Below are 21,076 nucleotides of genomic sequence, written 5' to 3' on the forward strand. Positions count from 1 at the left end.
CCAATTCGACCACCGGGTCTCAGGTCGTTCGCACAGCTACCGATGTCGGTGTGGTCACTGGTGGTTCTGAGCTGCGGAAACAGCACATACTGCGTAGTCACAGGCGTGGGGATCACGGTGAATTCCCGCTGTGCTCACCTGAACGCCCGCAAGGCCCTACAACATGAGAAAACGCCGCGAAAACGGGGGGTCGCACTCGCAAATGCCTGCTCACGTGGGTACGGTCGCAATCGCCGCCAACATTTCATGGCGTCGGCCGAGTGCACACCCGGTCGATACGCCGGGGATGGCGACCCAGCCGAGGTCGTACGGCACAGCGCCTCGGACGCCCCCGGGCGAACGATGCAGTCCCAATCGAGAACGAAAGACGGAGGAACCCGTGGCCCTTCCCCAGTTGACCGATGAGCAGCGCGCCGCTGCGTTGGAGAAGGCAGCTGCCGCTCGTCGTGTCCGCGCGGAGCTCAAGGAGCGCCTGAAGCGCGGTGGCACCGATCTCCAGCAGGTGCTCAAGGATGCCGAGAACGACGAGATCCTGGGCAAGATGAAGGTCTCGGCGCTGCTCGAGGCCCTGCCCAAGGTCGGCAAGGTCAAGGCGCAGGAGATCATGACCGAGCTCGAGATCGCCCCGACCCGCCGCCTGCGCGGTCTCGGCGATCGTCAGCGCAAGGCTCTGCTCGAGAAGTTCAGCTCCTGAGCGTGAGCAACCCAACCGAACACGGCAGCGTGACGCAACCGTGGACCGGTCGGTGACCGACCGGCAGGACCACGCGGAAGCCGCACGCACGAGGGGTCGACTGATTGTTTTGGTCGGCCCCTCGGCCGTCGGCAAGTCCACCGTGGTCGCCAAGGTGTGCGCCGCTGTCCCCGACGTGTACTTCAGCGTCTCGGCCACGACCAGGGATCCACGCCCCGGCGAGGTCGACGGTCGTGACTACCACTTCGTCTCCGCCGAGGAGTTCGACCGGATGATCGCCGGTGACGAGCTCCTCGAGTGGGCAGAGATCCACGGTGGCCTGCAACGATCCGGCACGCCGATCGCTCCGGTGCTCGCCGCGCTCAAAGCCGGGAAACCCGTGCTCGTGGAGGTCGATCTCGTCGGTGCGCGCAATGTGGTCGCCCGGCTACCCGAGGCCGTCACCGTCTTTCTCGCCCCGCCCAGCTGGGACGAACTCGTCGCGCGATTGACCGGCCGTGCGACCGAGAGTCCGGAGGCGATCGAGCGCCGACTCGGCACCGCCCGCACCGAGATGGCCGCCCAGGACGAGTTCGACCACGTCATCGTGAACAGCGAAGTCGACCAGGCCGCCGATCAGTTGGTATCCTTGCTGGTCGGACCCGAACAGCCCACCGCGCCCGCGACCTGACGGCCCTCCAGACCAGAGCTACATCCGCCGATCGACCCTGGACAACGGTTCAGACGCCCGGCACCCCAGACCTCGACGCAGGAGTTTGTGTGAGCACCCCGACCAATTTCGACATCACCGACATCGCCGACGCACCGGCATACGACACGCCGCTGGGTATCACCAATCCGCCGATCGACGACCTCCTCGATCGCGCATCGTCGAAGTACGCGCTCGTCATCTACGCAGCGAAGCGTGCGCGTCAGATCAACGACTACTACAACCAGCTCGGCGACGGGATCCTGGAGTACGTCGGACCGCTCGTGGAGCCCGGCCTGCAGGAGAAGCCCCTCTCGATCGCCATGCGTGAGATCCACTCCGACCTTCTCGAGCACACCGAGGGCGAGTAGTCCGGCCCGTCGGCGATCTGCGAACCGTTGATGACCACACCCACCGGAACCCGACGCCGTGTCCTGATCGGCGTCGGCGGCGGAATCGCGGCGTACAAGGTGTGCTCGGTCATCCGGCATTTCACCGAGTCCGGCCACGACGTCCGCGTCGTCCCCACCCGCGCGGCCCTGGAGTTCGTCGGCAAGGCGACTTTCGAGGCCCTGAGCGGCAACCCAGTGTCGACGACGGTCTTCGACGACGTCGACGAAGTGGCCCATGTGCGGCTCGGACAGGGCGCCGACCTCGTCGTGATCGCTCCCGCGACGGCCGACCTGATGGCTCGCGCGGCGCAAGGACGGGCCGACGATCTGCTCACTGCCTCGCTGCTGACCGTCCGTTGTCCCGTGCTCTTCGTCCCGGCGATGCACACCGAGATGTGGGAGCACCCCGCGACGCAGGCCAACGTGGCAACTCTGCGAGCGCACGGCTCCGTCGTCATGACGCCCGCTTCCGGACGCCTCACCGGTACCGACTCAGGTCGCGGGCGGCTCCCGGATCCGCAGGAGATCGCGCTGGTCGGTGAGCTGCTCCTCGACCGTCCGGACGCGCTGCCCTACGACCTCGCCGGAGTCCGGGTGCTGATCAGCGCAGGCGGCACCCGCGAGCCGCTCGATCCCGTCCGCTATCTCGGCAACCACAGCTCCGGGAAGCAGGGTTTCGCACTGGCCCGTGCGGCAGCTCAACGTGGCGCGAGTGTCACGGTCGTCGCCGGATCGACCGCCGACCCCGGCATGCCGGCGGGTGTCGACATCGTCCGGATCGCCACCGCCGAGCAGCTCGCCGAGGAGATGACCAAGCGTGCCGCGGACGCCGATGTCGTCATCATGGCCGCCGCGGTCGCCGACTTCCGCCCGATCACCGTCGCCGACGCCAAGATCAAGAAGGGTGACGCGGGCCCGGCACCCATCGAGCTGACCACGAACCCGGACATCCTCCGCGGACTCGTCACGGCTCGCGACGACGGCCGCATCCCCGCCGACACGGTGATCGTCGGCTTCGCCGCCGAGACCGGCGACGAGACGGGCGGTGTCCTCGATCACGGCCGCGCCAAGCTCGCCCGCAAGGGCTGCGACCTCCTGGTGGTCAATGCCGTGGGCGATGGCAAGGCCTTCGGTACCGAGGACAACACCGGCTGGTTGCTCGCCGCCAACGGCGACGAGACCGCGCTGCCCTTCGGGTCGAAAACACTCATGTCGAGTCGGATACTTGACGAAGTGCGACAACTGGTGCCTGATGGTCGGGGAGCTCGACCGACCGATTAGGTTGGAAGTATTCACCCGGCCAGTCGCACCTGGCCGACACTGCCAGCGGCGCGGCGACCACCGACGCGCGTAGATCTCGAGAGGATCTGATGACCACCTCGTCACGCCTGTTCACGAGCGAATCCGTCACCGAAGGACACCCCGACAAGATCTGTGACGCGATCAGCGACTCGATTCTCGACGCCATCCTCACCGACGATCCGCAGGCGCGTGTCGCGGTCGAGACCCTCGTGACCACCGGACAGGTGCACGTCGCCGGTGAGGTCACCACCACCGCTTACGCCGACATCCCCAAGATCGTGCGCGACAAGGTCCTGGAGATCGGTTACGACTCCTCGACCAAGGGCTTCGACGGCGCATCGTGCGGCGTGAACGTCGCGATCGGTGCACAGTCACCGGACATCGCGGGAGGCGTCTTCAACTCGCATGAGAGCCGCAGCGGCATCTCGGAGGACGAGATCGACAGCCAGGGTGCCGGCGATCAGGGCCTCATGTTCGGCTACGCCACCAACGAGACCCCCGAACTCATGCCGGTGCCGATCGCGCTGGCCCACCGCCTGTCACGCCGTCTCACCGAGGTGCGCAAGAACGGCACGCTGCCGTACCTGCGTCCCGACGGCAAGACGCAGGTCACCATCGAGTACGACGGCGACACCCCGGTCCGTCTCGACACCGTGGTCCTGTCGACCCAGCATGCGGCCGACATCGACCTCGACAACCTGCTCGCGCCGGACATCAAGAAGCAGGTCGTCGACGCGGTGCTCGCCGAGATCGACCTGCCGTCGCTCGACACCAGCGACTATCGTCTCCTGGTCAATCCGACGGGCAAGTTCGTCCTCGGCGGCCCGATGGGCGATGCCGGCCTGACCGGCCGCAAGATCATCGTCGACACCTACGGCGGCATGGCCCGCCACGGCGGCGGCGCGTTCTCCGGCAAGGACCCGTCGAAGGTCGATCGCAGCGCGGCCTACGCGATGCGATGGGTCGCCAAGAACGCTGTGGCCGCGGGTCTGGCGAACCGCATCGAGGTCCAGGTCGCCTACGCCATCGGCAAGGCGGCCCCGGTCGGCCTGTTCGTCGAGACCTTCGGCACCGAGAAGGTCGACACGGCGGTCATCGAGCGCGTGATCAAGGAGAACTTCGACCTGCGCCCGCTCGCGATCATCCGCGACCTCGACCTGCTGCGTCCGATCTACGGTCCGACCGCGGCGTACGGCCACTTCGGTCGCACCGATGTCGATCTGCCGTGGGAGCGGACCGACCGCGCCGACAAGCTGCGGGCCGCCGCGGGTCTGTAGACCCAGGCGAAAGTCACTGACCCCCAAGGGAGCACGGGTCCCGGCAGCTGAGCTGCCGGTGGCCCGTGTTCTGCCTGTTCTGGGCCTTGCGCACCTGGACCGGCCGTTCGACTACCTCGTCGACGTCGACCAGGACGAGAGCGCGGTGCCGGGAGTGCGGGTGCGCGTCCGCTTTTCGGGCCGGCTCGTCGACGGATACCTTCTCGAGCGCATCGAGACGAGCGATCACCCTGGCAAGCTCGGGTGGCTCGACCGCGTCGTGTCCGCCGAGCCGGTTCTGACACCCGATCTGGCGGTGCTGTGCCGCGCGGTCGCCGACCGTTACGCCGGCACGATGGGTGACGTCGTCCGACTGGCCATCCCGCCGCGGCATGCGCGCACCGAGAAGGAGACGACCCCGGAGCCGACCGCGGTCGTCGAGACCCCCGACCTCTCGGAGTGGGAGCGATATCAGCTCGCCGATGCCTACGTCGAGAACCTCGCCGAGGGTCATCCGCGCGCCGTCTGGCAGGCGCTGCCAGGGGAGGACTGGCCACGCCGCCTCGCCGAACTCGCGGCCGCTACCCTCGCGCAGGGCCGCGGCTGCATTATCGTCGTTCCCGACCAGCGTGACCTCGACCGCGTGTGGGCCGAGTGCGATCCGCTCATCGGCGATCGCGGTGTCGCGTTGTCGGCGGGGCTGGGACCCACCGCACGCTACCGACGATGGCTGGCCGTGCGTCGCGGTGCCGCGCAGCTCGTGATCGGCACCCGCAGTGCGGTGTTCGCGCCTGTCGCCGACCTCGGCCTGGTCGTGGTCTGGGACGACGGGGACGACAGCATGGCCGATCCGCGTGCGCCGTACCCGCACCCGCGGGAGGTCGCGGTGCTGCGGTCGCACCACTCGAAGTGCGGGATGCTGCTCGGCGGATTCGCGCGGACGGCCGAGGCGCAGGCGCTCGTGGCATCCGGTTGGGCACACGACCTCGTCGCCGATCGGGCGACCGTACGACGCCACACGCCCCGGGTGCAGGCCATCTCCGACGATGATCGGCAGATCGCACGTGACCCGATGGCGCGGTCGGCGCGCGTCCCCGAGGTCGCCTTCGACGCCGCTCGATCGGCGTTCGCGGCCGACAAGCCGGTGGTGTTCAGCGTTCCCCGTCGCGGATACGTTCCGTCCCTGGCGTGCACCCGGTGCCGGGAGCACGCGCGATGCCGGGCCTGCCACGGACCGTTGCAACTCGACGCGGATCAGCAGTTGAGCTGCCGATGGTGCGGGCGGCCGGAACGGTCCTTCCGCTGCCCGGAATGCGGGAACACCTCGGTGCGTGCGACGGTCACCGGGGCACGACGCACCGCGGAGGAGCTGGGGCGGGCGTTTGCCGGCATCCCGGTGGTGACCAGCGGCGGTGACACCATTCTCGACGAGATCGAACCGGGCGCGCGGCTCGTCGTGTCGACACCGGGCGCCGAACCCGTGGCGCCGGGCGGTTACGGTGCGGCGATCGTCGTCGACACCTGGGCGCAACTGGACCGCGCCGACCTCCGTGCCGAAGAACACGCGGTACGGAGGTGGATGGCTCTGGCGGCCATGGTCACCGCCCACGGTGACGGGGGTCGTGTGGTGATCGTCGCCGATTCGTCGCTGGCACCTGTACAGGCCCTGATTCGTTGGGACCCGGTCGGTTTCGCGACCATGCAACTGAATCAGCGCATGGAACTGGGGTTCCCGCCCGCCGTGACGATGGCGTCGGTCGACGGCCCGACGGGGGTCATCACCGATTTCGTCGACCATCTCGAGTTACCCGACGGCGCCGACGTTCTCGGCCCCGTCCCGTTACCGCCGGGGGTACGGCCCCCGGCGGGGAGCGCCGAATGGGAGGCCGCCGCCTCGGCCGACGCAGGCAACGAGATGGACCGCATTCTCGTGCGGCTGCCGCGCAGACACGGACGTCTGCTCGCGCAGGCGCTCGTCGCAGGCCAGGTACGTCGGAACACACATCGCGAGACCGGGCCGATCCGGGTGCAGATCGATCCGCCTACGATCGGATGATGCGCATCGTTTTCGCCGGGACCCCGGAGGTCGCCGTCCCGTCGTTGCAGGCCCTCATCGATTCGCTGCACGACGTCGTCGGGGTGATCACCCGTCCCGACGCGGTGTCCGGCCGGGGGCGCAAGATCGTCCGGTCGCCCGTCGGGATACTCGCCGACGAACACGGCCTCGAGGTGATCACCCCGCGGCGGTTGTCCGAGCCCGACGTCGACGAGGTTCTCCGACGGTGGGCACCGGATTGTGGTGCCGTCGTCGCCTACGGTGGGCTCGTCCCGCCCGGATTGCTCGACCTGCCCACGCACGGGTGGGTCAACCTGCACTTCTCGGTGCTTCCCGCCTGGCGCGGGGCCGCCCCGGTTCAGGCCGCGATCGCCGCGGGCGACGAGGTGACCGGCGCGAGCACCTTCCGTCTGGAGAAGGGGCTCGACACCGGCCCGGTGTTCGGTGTGCTCACCGAGACCATCCGGCCCACCGATACCAGCGGCGACCTGCTGGAGCGTCTCGCCCGCGCCGGTTCGGGCTTGCTACTGTCCACACTCGACGGCCTCGAGGCCGGGGGCCTCGTGCCGGAGCCGCAGCCGTCGACGGGCGTGAGCCACGCACCCAAGGTCGAGGTGGACGACGCCAGGATCCGCTGGAACCTCCCGGCGCACATCATCGATCGTCTCGTCCGGGCGTACACGCCGGCGCCCGGGCCGTGGACGAGTCTCGACGACGCCAGGATCAAGGTCGGTCCGATCAGGGTGGTCGACTCCACCGACGACCAGGCACTGCCGGAGGCCGTTCGCGACGGTTCGCTTTCTCCTGGAACGCTCGCGGTCACCAAGAAGGCGGTGTTCGTCGGAACCGGTTCGCAGCCGGTCACACTGGGTACGGTTCAACCACCGGGCAAGAAGCCGATGCCTGCCGCCGACTGGGCGCGCGGCGCGCGGTTGACCGACGGGACGGTGCTCGGATGAGCGCCGATCGACGGGACTCCCGCGGGCCCGGGTCCGGCAGGCGCGAGAACCCCGGAAAGCCTGAGAACCCCGGAAAGCGTGAAAACCCCGGAAAGCGTGAAAACACGGCCAAGTTCCGGCAGAAGGATCTGGATCCGGCCCGAGTGGCGGCGCGCGACACATTGCGCGCGGTCCGGGAGCGCGATGCGTATGCGAACCTCGTACTGCCGAAGATGCTGCGGGACAGGCGGATAGAGGGGCGCGACGCAGCGTTCGCCACCGAACTCACCTATGGTACGGCGCGGGCACAGGGGTTGGTCGACGCGGTGATCGAGTCCGCGGCCCAGCGGCCCGTCGCCGACATCGACGGCACGGTCCTCGACGTGTTGCGGCTCGGTGCGTATCAGCTGTTGCGGACGAGGGTCGGCGCGCACGCCGCGGTGTCCACGTCTGTCGACATGGTCCGCTCCGAGAACGGTATGGGGCCTTCGGGATTCGCGAATGCTGTGCTGCGGAAGGTGTCGCAGAAGACGGAGGAGATGTGGGTCGATGAGCTGGCACCGTCGCCCGCCGAGGACCTGGTCGGCTATCTCGCGTTCCAGTACGCCCACCCACGGTGGATCGCCGAGGTCTTCCGCGATGCGCTCGGCGGCTCCGCCGGTCAACTGCAGGCGGCTCTGGCCGCCGATGACGAACGGCCGCCCGTACATCTGGTCGCTCGCCCCGGTTTCATGACCGCCGAAGAACTGGCTCTGACCAGCGGAGGCGACGTCGGCGACTACTCGCCGTACTGCGTGTACCTCCCCGGCGGTGATCCCGCCGACGTCGCGGCCATCCGCGAGGGCTACGCGGGTGTGCAGGACGAGGGGAGTCAGCTGGTCGCCCGAGCGGTAGCGGTGGCCGAGGTCGCCGATGACGCCGGTCGATGGCTCGACATGTGCGCCGGCCCCGGCGGAAAGGCGGCGCTCATCGGGTCGCTCGCGGAGATCGACGGTGCGCGACTCGACGCCGTCGAGGTGTCGGAGCACCGTGCCGATCTGATCCGCAAGGTCGTGTCGGATCTGCCGGTGACGATCCATGTCGCCGACGCCCGGTCGAGCGGCCTCGACGTCGGTTTCGACAGAATCCTGCTCGACGCGCCGTGTTCGGGGCTGGGGTCGCTACGCCGCCGGCCCGAATCACGCTGGCGCCGGAAGCCTTCCGACGTCGACGAACTCGTCGTCCTGCAGAAGGCTTTGCTCACCGAGGCCTTGCGGCTGGTGAAACCGGGTGGCGTGGTGGTCTATTCGACGTGCTCACCACATCCCGCCGAGACGACCTTGGTGGTTGCCGACATCGTCGGTTCCGTCGATGGCGCGCGCCAGCTGGATGCCCGTCCGCTGGTGACCGTGGGAAAGCTGGGTTCGGATCTACTGGGCGAGGGGCCGCATGTGCAGCTGTGGCCGCATGTACACGGCACCGACGCGATGTTCTTGGCGGCGTTGACGCGGGATCAGTAGGACGCACGCGCAGTCGACCGTGTCCTACCCACCCCCGCGGTCGGGCATGATCGAGGATCGGGCGTGGTGTGATGCCAGGGGTTCAGAACCGGCGGACCGATGAGTGATGGCAGCGGCGGTGATCCGCGTGGACCTCAGTGGGATGTGGACGGGGCAGGGGGGCTTGGGTTTGTGTTGAGATAGTCTTCGGACGATTTCCGCTGGTTGCCTGAGCGACTGACGCGGACCAAACTGCGACGGGGGACAGTATGGTGGAACGCTTTGCTGTGGATGAGGTCGGCGTCATCCACGAGGTTGGTGCCACAATCGCGCAATGTGGTACCGAGATCGGAAATCTCTGGAACACCGAGGGTGCGTTCCTACTCGCGGCATCGGCAATGCCGGCATCGGCGATCGGAGAGGCCTGTGCCGGCAAAGATGCCCTGGTGCGTGCCGTACTCGACCGAGCAGCGTCGAGGCTGGACCAGGTCGCCCACACCTGTTTTCAAGCCGGGCAGCAGGTGGTTGACACAGAAGATGAGCTTGCCAGCGGTTTCAGTGCGATCTCAGAGTTCTGATGACACGGCCGACGCGCTCCACCGTGAACCGATGGGACGTTCTGTCTCTCGACGACGCAGCGAATAGCTTGGACACTGCGGTCACATTGCTTTCGAGGTCCACGCAGAAGATGGTGGATGCTCCTATGAACGCTGGGGATTCGAAGGCGTGGATTGGTGCATCTCAACTCGGATGCGAAGCCAGAACTCAGTCGGATCGGACGGAGATCAACAAGATCGGCACCGATCTGACCACTGCGGCGACCGTGCTGCGGAACACCTCGACAGCAATCAGCGCCAATCGCAACGTCGCACTGATCCGATCGTTGGCGATGGAGATGGATCAGTTCAAGGTGCATGACGACTGGTCAGTCACCGACGCGCGGGATTACGCAGGCGAGCTGAGGGGTGTCGAGCCGGGTAGCACGACGGAGACCCGCATTCTTGCCGAGCAGGCCGTGCGAGCAGGCGAGGCCATCAACGCTCAACTCTCCTTACAGAGTCTCGCCGACCAGATGGGCGAGGATGATCGCAACGGTGCGCAGGCACTTGCCGCCGCTATCGGTAGCGCGGATGCCAATGCGCCGATCACGTCGGCGTACTCACCTCAGACTGCCAAAGCTGATTGGCTGGCGGTCATGCAGGGAACTGCCACGCCTGAGCAACGTGAGCGGTTTGCCCGGGCGACGGAGCTGACACCCGAGCAACGCGCGGCTTTGGTCCGCGGGGAGCATGCTGTGGTCCCCAAGGAGCAACTCGACTACCTGAAAGCCTTCTACGACGCCTCGGAAGGCGGAGTCGCAGGCCTGCCACGAGGTCTCGATGCCCAAGCCGCGTTCGGAGACCGCTACGGGGGGCCCGAGTCGGCAACGCTGAAACAGCAATTCGCGAACGGACTATATCTACTCGGTAATCCCGGGGTGCGAACGGAGCAGCGCCTCGAGCCGGGCTTTCTCGCCGGAACGTTGGGGGCGTTGGGAGTGACACCTCCCCAGCGGTTCGTGACCGGTGGAGTGAATGAGCTGCCCCCTTCGGTCAGGGACTTGCTGACGAAGTCGGCGGTGTCGGAACGAGATGTGTCCAGATCGATGACTCTCACTGGCCACTACGCGAATATCGAGGAGTTCCACGGGATTCAGAAGCTGATGGGTATCCTCGATCACCGATCGATAGAGGCGGGCGAGGGTAACCAGTTCGGAAGTGACATTGACAGGGCGCTCATTGCACGAGCCAGTGAGATCGCCGGCGGTGGGATCGGCAAGGATGCCTACAGCGTCGGCGACGACGAGATCGCGCGCGGCGACGTGGAAAAACTTCTCGGGAGAATGCTGGATAACGCCGGCAGCGATCACATCGCCGTTCACGACGCACTCATGGGTCGCCATGGAAGCGCAGGTCCGCTTGGCTCCATGCCCGAGGTCTACGACCTGAACGGGACACCGAGTTCTTACAACGCCAGCGACGCAATGCGAAACCTGCTCACATTCGATTGGTCGGATCACGTCGATGAAAACGGTGTGGGAGTCGGCAGCCAGGGAGTGAACAAACTGTTCAGTTGGATGCCAGATGCTGCGATTCCGCAGGACGGAAGTCCAGAGGCTATCGCGGAGAGCGAACGAGCTGGCCATGTCGCGAGCGAGCTCGCACGGATTTTCGGGGAGAACAGGACCGAACTCGTCGACATCGGCGACGACAAGCTTGCGATCGGCGAGCTCAATCCCGAACTCACGCAGACCCTTGCTAATGCTCTCGCTCCATACACTCCGGAGCTGGCCGGCGCCGACAGTGAGATATTTGCAACGCGGGGCGTGGCGGCGTTGGATTCCGCGTATCAGCTGAAGTCGATGTTCCAGGTGCTTGATTCCGACCCGGTGTCGGGACGGATCATCAACTCGATGGCAGCGATTCAGGTTGATCATATTCAAGAACTCTTCGGTGCAGATCCGAGTCGAGCCTCACTCGGTACTCTCGCAGGTCGGATAGAAGGTGCGATGACCGGGGGGATGCAGGCGCAGATCGACAACGACATCGTGGACCAACGAACTCACGCCGTTGAGAGCTACACCAAACACGGTGCGATGTTCGACAGCGGCAAGGCGTTGGTCTCAGCGGTGCCTGGCCTCGGCCCGGTCGTGAAAGCGATTCTCGACGTGTCCGCGCCAGAAGCAAAACTGGAGTTTGTGGGGCTCCCACCTGGGCAGGGCGGTGGCAATGCCGAGCTGTCCGCACTCGACAACCAGGTTTTCAAGAGCATGTCGACAGAGGCTCAGTACGTCCAGATGCTGGAGGGACATCTTCGGGCACACCCCGATCTGGCTGACGATCCGGAGTTTCGGCTCTTGTTTCCAGACCAAGACAAAGAGTTCTTCGAGGGGGTGCGGGCAACCGGTACGTTGCCGCCGAACTTGGTTGACATCGCCAAGGTCCCGGAATTCATGCTGAATCTTCCGGACGTCGAGATAGACAATTACAGCACGTTGTACGACCCGCAATTCGATCGTGCCAGGACCGCGACCGAGGATCGAGAGGGCTGGTGATGGGAGTCGTCCCACCACGCGTGGCCAGGGCGGTCGTTCGCCTATTCCTTCTTTTGGCAGTCCTCGCTGCGTCTAACGGGTGCGGTCCGACTAATCCGCCGCCGTCGGAATCGACGTCCGTGGCACCCTCGGCCGATCATCTGCCGCCACGGTATGGGGTCACCTTCCGCTGGGCGTCGACCGACGTGATCGACCTGCATGATCCGGCGGGAACCTTTGTGCGGGCTTTCGTCGAGTCGTTCGAGTTGGCATTCGCCGGTCGATCTCCGGAGTGGGGCTACCCGGGGTTCAGGCAGGCTGCGCCTGCCGACATCGACTCCCTCGTCGCTGGGCGGCTCGTCTCTCCGAGCTACTCCACGGACCTGACTGGCACATACTTCTTCCGGCCACTCAGACGCGAGGACGACGGGCTGTTCACGACCGTGGTCTTGTGCCGCAGCGACGTTCAATCTGTACGTAGGAATCCCGAGGATCCCGCTCGCGAATGGCTGAACACGAGTTTTCCATACTGGACCTTCCCCGCTGTCATCCGATTCGAACGCACGCCTGGCGGTCTTCCGGCAGTCGACCGAGGTGGAGAAGCCAGAGGTGCCAACCGTGACGTGTTCGGAACGTGGCGCGTTGTCGATTACGTTCGCCAATCCGTCGGGGGCACGCGTTATTCGAAGGAGACGGCGGAATGCGGCCGGATCGGAAGAAACCCCGACATTCCTCGACAGCCCAACGATTTTGGGCCCAGACCATGGCCGGCGATGAAGTCGTCCCCTGGCTGGCAGGTTCATCCCGCAGTGTAAGGACAACGCGCCGAGCTCCTGGACATCAGCTCGTTTCGATGCGCCGGATTGTCTATCGGGTCACTAAGGCCGCATAGCTTGGCGGGAACAAGGAGGCAGCGGTGGGCTACTCCGATCCCGTTGCAGCGTGCTATCTGCGACAGTTTGCAGCGGGGTCCTAGTCAGCGGCTTCAGTCTCGACCAGCTCTGCGAGCGCGGCGGTGACCGAACCCCAGCCGTCGATGAAGCCGAGTTCGCTGTGCCGAGCGCAATCGCTCGGATTGCCGTGCCGCACAATGACGTCGTACTCCGTTCCCTCGTTGTGCTCGGTCAGCGTGATCTCCGCGGTCATGGGGACCGGCGACGGCGTCGCCGGACGCCAAGAGCTGTCGACCGCATTGGTGAAGACGAGCCTGTGATGGGGCTCTGCGACGAGGAAGACGGCGTCCATGTGCGGGACGAACGTGGTGCCGTCATCACTCAACCTGGTGACGATCGCGCCGCCGGGACGCGCTTCGAGCCGGTCGACGCGGGTGACCGTCGGTGCCGGCGTCCACCACTTCGCGAACTGCTCCGGGCGGGTCCATGCGTCCCAGATGCGTTCGCGCGGAGCGCGGATCACGCGGTGCAGGGTCAGGTCGAGTTCGGCGTCGATCATCGATTGTTCTCCTCGATATTGGTGACGAAGTCTTCAAGTCGGTCGGTGCGTTCGGTCCAGGCCACGCGCTGGTGTTCGAGCCACGTCGACACCCGTCTCAACCGCCGGCGGTCGAGCGTGCACATCCGCGTTCGACCGGTCTTCTTGGTCATGACCAGCCCGCTGTCCTCGAGGATGCGGAGGTGCTTCATGAAAGACGGCAGGGTCATGGGGAAGGGGTCGGCGAGTTCGCCGACACTGGCTGGTCCGCGCCCCAGTCGTTCGACGACCGCACGGCGCGTGGGGTCTGACAATGCGCCGAAGATGTCGTCGAGAGCGATCGAACTGTGTGCCATATGGTTTAGTATCGCAGCTGCGGACACTGAACACAATGGCTAAGTGAAGCCACTCTTCACAGGGCGTGAGAAGTAGCTTCGGAGCTCGGCGTATCGGTGTACTGTCGAACGTATGAGCGAAACACTCAGGCGTCAAACCGAAGTGGGTGACGACGACCTTCGCCTGTTGGTGGATCGTCTCGCAAGGATGCGGCCCGGCATGGACGAAGCGGGCTCGCTTCACCGCTTGACCCTGCTGGAGGAGATCAAGTCGGCATGTACTTCGGCTCAGGTTCGGGAGACCGTGAACCTCGACCAGCTGCGTTCGGCGGACGAGGCTGTCCGGAACGTCCCGCAACGCAAGCGCGGACGTGGGCTCGCGGCCGAAGTCGGCCTGGCGCGCAAGGTGTCGCCACGTAAGGGAAGTCAGTACCTCGGTGTTGCCCGTGCTCTGGCGCATGAGATGCCGCACACGATGGCGGCACTCACCGCCGGTGTGCTCACCGAGTGGCGGGCAACGATCTTGGTGCGCAAAACCGCCTATCTGACACGCGAATCGCGCGAGGAAGTCGATCGACGGATGTGCGCGGACCGCCACTTGTTGGTGGGCGTGTCGGATCGCGAGGTCGAGGCGAAGGCCAAGGGGTTTGCCTACGAACTGGAGCCCGAGGCTGTCGTGCGGCGGAAGGCCAAGGCGGAGGGGGATCGTCGTGTCAGCATCCGGCCTGCGCCAGATCTCATGACCCAGCTGTCGGCGCTGCTGCCACTGACGGACGGTGTCGCGGTGTATGCCGCGCTCAAGAAGCACGCCGACTCGGTGTGCGGCTCTGACGATCGGACCCATGCTCAGGTCATGACGGACACGCTCGTCGAACGTGTGACGGGTCGATCTGTCGCGGAACCGACGCCGATCGCGGTGAACCTCGTCTTGTCCGACCGCTCTTTGCTCGGTGTCGACGATTCGGCCGCGAACGTTCCGGGTTTCGGTCCGATCCCGTCTACCGTCGCACGTCTACTGATCGCCGATTCGGTGGTTCCCGGCGGTGACACCGCGTCGACACTGCGTCGGCTGTATGCCCGCCCGGCCGACGGCGCGCTTGTCGCCATGGAGTCGCGATCCCGCGGCTTCCCACCTGCGCTTGCGCGATACATCCGCCTGCGCGATCAGCGCTGCCGGACCCCCTACTGCGGTGCGCCGATTGCTGAGATCGACCACGCGACAGCGCATCGCAGGTCCGGACCGACCAGTGCGGAGAACGCCGACGGGATCTGTGTCATCCACAATCGCGCGAAGGAGGCCGATGGCTGGCACTACAACGCCAAGGTCGTCGATGGCGTCCACGTGATACACGTGATCACACCCACCGGCGGCCGGCACATCAGCGTTGCACCGGCCGCCATCGGACATCGTCCGTCGTCTCGCAGCGAGGTCGAGACACGACTGCTGCAGCTACTCGCCGCAGCGTGACTGTGGACGGACCGACACGGCCGGGGCTCGTCGTATTAAGTTGTTCGTCGTGGCGGTGTGCCACGTCGTCTGTTGCTCTGTCTGGAAGTCAAGACAACGACCTTGTAGACGGTTATGAGAATTGACTCGATAGATTGAAGGGCCCGAATCTGCTGGAGGGTGCCGAGTTGTGACTCAACACCGCCGACTGTGGCTCGGTCGAGAGTCAGCCCGATTAGACGGCCGTGGTATCGAATCCTGCGAAGAGTGGCCTGCCGCCGGGTTTCGATGTCACTTTCCGGTGGACGTCAGATAGGGGCTTCCACCCGATGAGTGCCGAGAGCGCATTCGTTCGCGCATACGTGAAATCTTTCGTGGTGGCAGAAGAAGGCCGGTCGGTGTCGTGGGGATACCCCGGATTCCGAGATGCCTCTCCGCGAGGCATTGATGACCAGGTTCGAGCGGTGCCGAGCGAAAGTGCCATCACCGGTTTGGTGGGAACATCGGTGTTCAGCGTCCTCAGTCGTGAAGTCCGCGGTGAACAGACACGAATAGTGATGTGTGAGTTCGGGTATAAGTCGGTCCGCGATCGGACGAGTCGAGATGGCGGTTGGCGAACTCACCCCAGGCACAGCTGGACAACCATCATCGATTTCATGCGCGAGGGTGCGGCCCCGCCGGTCGCTCAGCGGGGTATGGCGCGCAGGCCATCGAGCAACGTATTCGGTGACTGGAAGGTTACGGACTTCCAGTACTTCGCTGTGGGCAGCGAGAATCAGGCCGAGATGGAGGTTGCGACGCCGCACCGAGACCGGCTGGTGTCCCACCCGAAGCAGAGCTCCGCGGAACCGGTCCCACAGCGCATCCCCCTCTTCTCCCCACTCCCGGCTGGCCGGCCAACGGCGTCTGAGACATCCGAGCGCTTTCGTCTGTACGAGCCCCGCGCCCTACACTTGTCGACCATGTGCACTGCCGGTTCCGCGCCCATGATCGCTCCGTCCATCCTGTCCGCGGACTTCGCGAATCTCGCCGCCGAGGCGGCGGCGGTTGCGCAGCCGGGCGCGACCCGGGCCGACTGGCTGCATGTCGATGTCATGGACGCACATTTCGTGCCGAACCTGACGCTCGGCTTGCCGATCGTGGAGAGCCTGCTCAAGGCGACCGACATCCCGCTGGACTGCCACCTGATGATCGAGAACCCGGAACGTTGGGCGCCGCCGTACGCGGAGGCCGGGGCACACAACGTGACGTTCCACGCGGAAGCCACGGAGAACCCCATCGCTGTGGGCCGCGACATCCGCGCGGCGGGCGCGAAGGCGGGTCTGTCGATCAAGCCGGGTACCGCGCTCGAGCCCTACCTGGAGATACTGCGCGAGTTCGACACCCTGCTGATCATGAGCGTCGAACCCGGCTTCGGCGGTCAGAAGTTCATGCCCGAGGTGCTCGAGAAGGCCCGCGCCATAAGGAAGTTCATCGACGCGGAGGATCTGAAGCTGCTCGTCGAGATCGACGGCGGCATCAACGCCGACACCATCGAGGAAGCGGCGGAGGCCGGTATCGACTGCTTCGTCGCAGGGTCGGCCGTCTACGGCGCCGACGATCCGGGTCAGGCGGTCGCGGCACTGCGCGAGTCCGCCGCCACCGCCCGGGCCCAGAACCAGAACTGACAGAACCACACCTGACCCGATGGACATCGCCGCCGCCATGGATCGCGCGATTCGCGCATCCGCCGAGGCGATGGGGATCAGCTCGCCGAACCCGCCGGTGGGTGCGGTGGTCCTCGCGAGCGACGGCACCGTCGCCGGTGTGGGCGCCACCCAACCGCCGGGCGGACCGCACGCCGAGGTCATGGCCCTGCGTGCCGCCGGCGAGGCTGCACGAGGCGGAACCGCGATCGTCACCCTCGAACCCTGCAACCACACCGGCCGCACCGGCCCCTGCACCGAAGCACTCATCGAGGCCGGGATCGCCGAGGTCCACTATGCGGTGAGCGATCCGAACCCGGTCGCGGCGGGCGGGGCCGACACACTCCGGGCCGCTGGGGTACAGGTGACCGGGGGAGTGGCCGCCGACACGGTCGAGAACGGTCCGCTGCGGCCATGGCTCACACGCGTGCGCCTCGGTCGTCCGATGGTGACCGCGAAGGTCGCCGCCGGAATCGACGGCCGGATCGCGGCACCCGACGGAACCAGCCAGTGGATCACCGGCCCGGCGGCCCGCGACCACGCCCACGCGCAACGCGCACGACTCGACGCCATCGTGATCGGCACGGGCACCGCACTCGCCGACAATCCGGCACTGACCGCCCGCACACCCACCGGCGCGCTGTATCCGCATCAGCCGACCCGGGTCGTCCTCGGTCACCGCGACCTCCCCGCCGACGCCAACCTGCGCGGTCAGTCCGGCGGGCCCCTGCTCAGGGTCGAATCCCATGATCCGGCCGACGTCCTCGCCGCGCTTCCGGACGCGCTGTGGATCCTCGTCGAGGGCGGTCCGCACATCATCGGGGCGTTCGTCGCCGCGGGGCTCGTCGACGAGGTGCACGCCTACGTCGCGCCGCTCGTCCTCGGTGCGGGTCGCAGCTCAGTGGACATCCCGGGCGTCACCACGCTCGACGATGCCCGACGGTTCCAGACCAGCTCGGTGAGCCGACTCGGTGACGATGTCCTCATCACCCTGTCCGCCGCGCCCCCCGACCGACTCGACCGGTGAACGTCGTCATGGTGTCGCCCCTTTTCACTCACCGGAATCGCAATGCGACTGACATCGGCGACCGTGCTAGCGTCGATGTCACCAGTTCTCGGGGCGGGGTGAAATTCCCCACCGGCGGTGATGAGGGTGCGGTGGATCCGCATCGTCCAGCCCGCGAGCGCCTGCCGACAGGCAGGGACAGCAGATTCGGTGAGAATCCGAAGCCGACGGTCACAGTCCGGATGCGAGAGAACAGGCGACACAAGGCCGCCCTGTCTGCTCCGAGCGAGCAGGAGGAGTGCGTGTTCACCGGAATCGTGGAAGAACTCGGCGTCATCGCCGACCGCGAGGATCTCTCCGACGCCGCCCGTTTCACCGTTCGCGGCCCCATCGTGACCACCGACGCAGGCCACGGCGATTCCATCGCCGTCAACGGTGTGTGTCTGACCGTCGTCGACCTCCGTCCGGGTGAGTTCACGGTCGATGTGATGCGGGAGACGCTCCGCCGCAGTTCGCTGTCCGACCTCGCCGCCGGTAGCACCGTCAACCTCGAGCGGGCCATGCCCGCCAACGGGCGCTTCGGTGGCCACATCGTCCAGGGCCACGTCGACGGAACCGGCACGATCGCCGCGGTGTCGCCGTCGGAGAACTGGACGGTCGTACGCATCGCGATACCCGCCGAACTCACCCGCTACCTCGTCGAGAAGGGATCGATCACCGTCGACGGTGTGTCGCTGACGGTGTCCGCGGTCGGCGGGTCGGGCGACGACTCCTGGTTCGAGATCTCGCTGATCCCGACCACCCTCAACGAGACCAACCTCGGTGCCGCCCGACCCGGTGCCGTGGTCAACCTCGAAGTCGACGTGATCGCCAAATACGTCGAGCGCCTTCATCTGGGTTCGGACACGACTGGTACTCCTGATGTTGCGGGGGCGAAATGAGCACAACGAGTGAGGTTCTGATGAGCGAGTCGCCGCAAGACGGTGCAGACGTGACCGCAGCCGAGGGCACCGGGGTCGCTTTCGACACGATCGAACGCGCCATCGCCGACATCGCGGCGGGCAAAGCCGTGGTGGTCGTCGACGACGAGGACCGCGAGAACGAGGGCGACCTCATCTTCGCGGCCGAGATGGCGACACCCGAACTGGTCGCCTTCATGGTCCGGTACACCTCCGGCTACCTCTGCGTCCCGCTCGACGGCGACGCGTGCGACCGTCTCGGTCTGCCGCCGATGTACTCGATGAACCAGGACAAGCACGGCACCGCCTACACCGTGACCGTCGACGCGCGCGAGGGCATCGGCACCGGGATCAGCGCAGCCGACCGCGCCACCACGATGCGACTGCTCGCCGACCCCGCCGCCAGCGCCGCCGACTTCACCCGGCCGGGTCACGTCGTGCCGCTGCGCGCCAAGGAGGGCGGCGTCCTCCGTCGTCCGGGACACACCGAGGCCGCCGTCGACCTCGCCCGGCTGGCGAACCTGGCCCCGGCCGGCGTGATCTGCGAGATCGTGAGCCAGAAAGACGTCGGCGCGATGGCACAGACCGATGAGCTGCGCGTGTTCGCCGACGAACACGACCTCGCACTCATCTCCATCGCCGACCTCATCGCATGGCGCCGCCGCCACGAGAAGCACGTCGTCCGCGTCGCCGACGCCCGCATCCCGACCCGTCACGGCGACTTCCGTGCGGTCGGATACTCCAGCGTGTACGACGACGTGGAACACGTCGCACTGGTCAAGGGCGACATCACCGGCGCCGAGGGCGAAGGTCACGACGTCCTCGTCCGCGTGCACTCCGAATGCCTGACCGGCGATGTCTTCGGCTCGCTCCGCTGTGACTGCGGCCCGCAGCTCGACGCGGCGATGGAGATGGTCGCCGACGAGGGTCGGGGGATCATCCTCTACATGCGCGGCCACGAGGGTCGGGGGATCGGCCTGCTGCACAAACTGCAGGCCTACCAGCTGCAGGACGCGGGATCGGACACGGTCGACGCCAACCTGGAACTGGGCCTGCCCGCGGACTCGCGGGACTACGGACTCGGCGCCCAGATCCTCGTCGACCTCGGCGTCCGGTCGATGCGGCTGCTCACCAACAATCCCGCCAAGCGTGTGGGGTTGGACGGTTACGGACTGCAGATCGTCGACCGCGTCGCCATGCCGGTGCGCGCGAACGCCGAGAACCTGCGCTACCTCCGCACCAAGCGGGATCGGATGGGCCACGACCTCGTCGGCCTCGACGACCACGCCGATCCAGCGGACCACATCGATCCGTCCGAAGGAGCTCCCGCATGAGCGGTCACGGAGAGCCGACCCTGGAACTCGCCGACGCCGGCCGGTTGCGCCTGGCCATCGTGTCGTCGCAATGGCACGAGACCGTCTGCGGCGCATTGCTCGACGGCGCGATCCGCGCGGCGCGCGACAACGGCGTCACCGAACCGACCATCGTGCACGTCGCCGGCGCCATCGAACTGCCGGTCATCGTGCAGGCTCTCGCGCGCACCCATGATGCGGTGGTCGCGCTGGGCGTCGTGATCAAGGGTGAGACACCGCATTTCGAGTATGTGTGCGACGCGGTCACCGCAGGTCTCACCCGTGTGTCGCTCGACGAGTCCACCCCGGTCGGCAACGGGGTGCTGACGGTGCTCACCGAGGACCAGGCCATCGCCCGCGCCGGGCTACCCGGGTCGACCGAGGACAAGGGTGCGCAGGCGACCGTCGCCGCCCTCGCTTCGGCGTTGACGCTTCGGGCCCTCGCGAACGAGACCGCAGCGGTGGGTGCCGGAGGGGCTTCGGCGTGAGTTCCCCGGGTCACCCCGCGGGGGATGCGGACACCGCCTCGTGGGACCTGGTGTACCGGCCGCGCAAGCTGCCCCGGTGGGCCGTGGCGGCCGCGATCGTCGTGCTCGCCATCCACATCACCTTCGGGCTGCTGCTGACGATCGACGACGTCGGCGTCCGCAATCTCGGCGGATCCGACCAGGTCGCCATCATCCTCATCGGGGTGCTGGTGGCGGGTGCGATCCTGCTGCTGACCCGGCCGCGCCTCCGGGTGGGCCCCGAGGGCGTCGAGGTCCGCAACCTCGCGACGACCCGGCTGTTCGAATGGGACCGTGTCCTCGGTCTCACCTACCCGGAGAACGGCTTCGGGGCCTGGCTGCTGTTCCCGGCGGACGAGCACATCACCGTCCTGGCTGTTCAGGCCGGTGACGGCCAGCGCGCGATCGACACCATGACGCGATTCCGCGAGCTCGAGGAGCGCTATCGCGGGACTGTCCGGCCCGGCCACTAGCCTGG

At 66.6% G+C, this 21,076-nt stretch carries 19 protein-coding genes and 1 riboswitch; of the genes, 17 read left to right on the forward strand and 2 right to left on the reverse strand.

Annotated elements, in window-relative coordinates; all coding sequences use genetic code 11:
* The first annotated feature begins 379 nt into the window (after positions 1-379).
* The 10 genes from mihF to ACSUZC_RS11215 all read left to right on the forward strand — a co-directional run bounded on the left by mihF (position 380) and on the right by ACSUZC_RS11215 (position 11,898).
* Positions 380-694, forward strand: a complete 315-nt coding sequence (gene mihF, locus ACSUZC_RS11170) for an integration host factor, actinobacterial type (RefSeq protein WP_004021989.1) — start codon at positions 380-382, stop codon at positions 692-694.
* 52 nt (positions 695-746) lie between these two features.
* Positions 747-1,364, forward strand: coding sequence for a guanylate kinase (gmk, locus tag ACSUZC_RS11175; RefSeq protein WP_439032832.1), 618 nt, complete (start codon positions 747-749; stop codon positions 1,362-1,364).
* Positions 1,365-1,453: 89 nt separating this feature from the next.
* Complete coding sequence (gene rpoZ / locus ACSUZC_RS11180; protein WP_086535422.1) at positions 1,454-1,753, forward strand: DNA-directed RNA polymerase subunit omega; 300 nt, start codon at positions 1,454-1,456, stop codon at positions 1,751-1,753.
* A 30-nt stretch (positions 1,754-1,783) separates the two neighbouring features.
* Positions 1,784-3,055 carry a bifunctional phosphopantothenoylcysteine decarboxylase/phosphopantothenate--cysteine ligase CoaBC gene (gene coaBC, locus ACSUZC_RS11185; RefSeq protein WP_439032833.1) on the forward strand — a complete coding sequence of 424 codons (1,272 nt, stop codon included), beginning with the start codon at positions 1,784-1,786 and terminating at the stop codon, positions 3,053-3,055.
* Between the two features lie 89 nt (positions 3,056-3,144).
* Positions 3,145-4,353, forward strand: coding sequence for a methionine adenosyltransferase (gene metK, locus ACSUZC_RS11190; protein ID WP_439032834.1), 1,209 nt, complete (start codon positions 3,145-3,147; stop codon positions 4,351-4,353).
* 58 nt (positions 4,354-4,411) lie between these two features.
* A complete protein-coding gene (locus ACSUZC_RS11195; RefSeq protein WP_439032835.1) occupies positions 4,412-6,388 on the forward strand; it encodes a primosomal protein N' in 1,977 nt (658 codons plus the stop codon).
* Positions 6,388-7,347, forward strand: a complete 960-nt coding sequence (gene fmt, locus ACSUZC_RS11200; protein ID WP_439032836.1) for a methionyl-tRNA formyltransferase — start codon at positions 6,388-6,390, stop codon at positions 7,345-7,347. Before ACSUZC_RS11195 ends, fmt begins: the two co-directional genes overlap by 1 nt.
* A complete protein-coding gene (locus ACSUZC_RS11205) occupies positions 7,344-8,825 on the forward strand; it encodes an RsmB/NOP family class I SAM-dependent RNA methyltransferase (protein WP_439032837.1) in 1,482 nt (493 codons plus the stop codon). The genes fmt and ACSUZC_RS11205 overlap by 4 nt, the downstream gene beginning before the upstream one ends.
* Before the next feature lie 248 nt (positions 8,826-9,073).
* On the forward strand, positions 9,074-9,382 hold the full coding sequence (locus ACSUZC_RS11210; protein ID WP_439032838.1) for a hypothetical protein: 309 nt from the start codon (positions 9,074-9,076) through the stop codon (positions 9,380-9,382).
* A gap of 125 nt (positions 9,383-9,507) precedes the next feature.
* The gene (locus tag ACSUZC_RS11215; RefSeq protein WP_439032839.1) at positions 9,508-11,898 is read left to right on the forward strand and encodes a hypothetical protein; all 2,391 of its coding nucleotides are present in this window, start codon (positions 9,508-9,510) and stop codon (positions 11,896-11,898) included.
* 951 nt (positions 11,899-12,849) lie between these two features.
* Here ACSUZC_RS11215 and ACSUZC_RS11220 read toward each other — a convergent pair.
* On the reverse strand, positions 12,850-13,329 hold the full coding sequence (locus tag ACSUZC_RS11220; RefSeq protein ID WP_439032840.1) for an SRPBCC domain-containing protein: 480 nt from the start codon (positions 13,327-13,329) through the stop codon (positions 12,850-12,852).
* Entirely contained in the window at positions 13,326-13,664 is a 339-nt protein-coding gene (locus tag ACSUZC_RS11225) for an ArsR/SmtB family transcription factor (RefSeq protein WP_439032841.1), read from the reverse strand. Before ACSUZC_RS11225 ends, ACSUZC_RS11220 begins: the two co-directional genes overlap by 4 nt.
* A gap of 187 nt (positions 13,665-13,851) precedes the next feature.
* Between ACSUZC_RS11225 and ACSUZC_RS11230 the strand changes: the two genes are divergently transcribed.
* From ACSUZC_RS11230 to ACSUZC_RS11260, 7 genes are all read left to right on the forward strand, one after another.
* Positions 13,852-15,111 (forward strand): DUF222 domain-containing protein, encoded by a 1,260-nt coding sequence (locus ACSUZC_RS11230; RefSeq protein ID WP_439033091.1) that lies wholly within the window; start codon positions 13,852-13,854, stop codon positions 15,109-15,111.
* A gap of 941 nt (positions 15,112-16,052) precedes the next feature.
* Entirely contained in the window at positions 16,053-16,757 is a 705-nt protein-coding gene (gene rpe, locus ACSUZC_RS11235) for a ribulose-phosphate 3-epimerase (protein WP_439032842.1), read from the forward strand.
* 19 nt (positions 16,758-16,776) lie between these two features.
* The gene (gene ribD / locus ACSUZC_RS11240; RefSeq protein ID WP_439032843.1) at positions 16,777-17,802 is read left to right on the forward strand and encodes a bifunctional diaminohydroxyphosphoribosylaminopyrimidine deaminase/5-amino-6-(5-phosphoribosylamino)uracil reductase RibD; all 1,026 of its coding nucleotides are present in this window, start codon (positions 16,777-16,779) and stop codon (positions 17,800-17,802) included.
* A gap of 80 nt (positions 17,803-17,882) precedes the next feature.
* Positions 17,883-18,039, forward strand: a riboswitch (FMN riboswitch).
* A gap of 44 nt (positions 18,040-18,083) precedes the next feature.
* The gene (locus ACSUZC_RS11245; RefSeq protein ID WP_439032844.1) at positions 18,084-18,722 is read left to right on the forward strand and encodes a riboflavin synthase; all 639 of its coding nucleotides are present in this window, start codon (positions 18,084-18,086) and stop codon (positions 18,720-18,722) included.
* Positions 18,723-18,742: 20 nt separating this feature from the next.
* Complete coding sequence (locus tag ACSUZC_RS11250) at positions 18,743-20,074, forward strand: bifunctional 3,4-dihydroxy-2-butanone-4-phosphate synthase/GTP cyclohydrolase II (RefSeq protein WP_439032845.1); 1,332 nt, start codon at positions 18,743-18,745, stop codon at positions 20,072-20,074.
* Positions 20,071-20,580, forward strand: a complete 510-nt coding sequence (gene ribH, locus ACSUZC_RS11255; protein WP_439032846.1) for a 6,7-dimethyl-8-ribityllumazine synthase — start codon at positions 20,071-20,073, stop codon at positions 20,578-20,580. The genes ACSUZC_RS11250 and ribH overlap by 4 nt, the downstream gene beginning before the upstream one ends.
* A complete protein-coding gene (locus ACSUZC_RS11260) occupies positions 20,577-21,071 on the forward strand; it encodes a PH domain-containing protein (RefSeq protein WP_439032847.1) in 495 nt (164 codons plus the stop codon). The genes ribH and ACSUZC_RS11260 overlap by 4 nt, the downstream gene beginning before the upstream one ends.
* The last annotated feature ends 5 nt before the right edge of the window (positions 21,072-21,076 follow it).

Source organism: Gordonia terrae, from assembly GCF_051789125.1.
Lineage (GTDB): Bacteria > Actinomycetota > Actinomycetes > Mycobacteriales > Mycobacteriaceae > Gordonia > Gordonia terrae_A.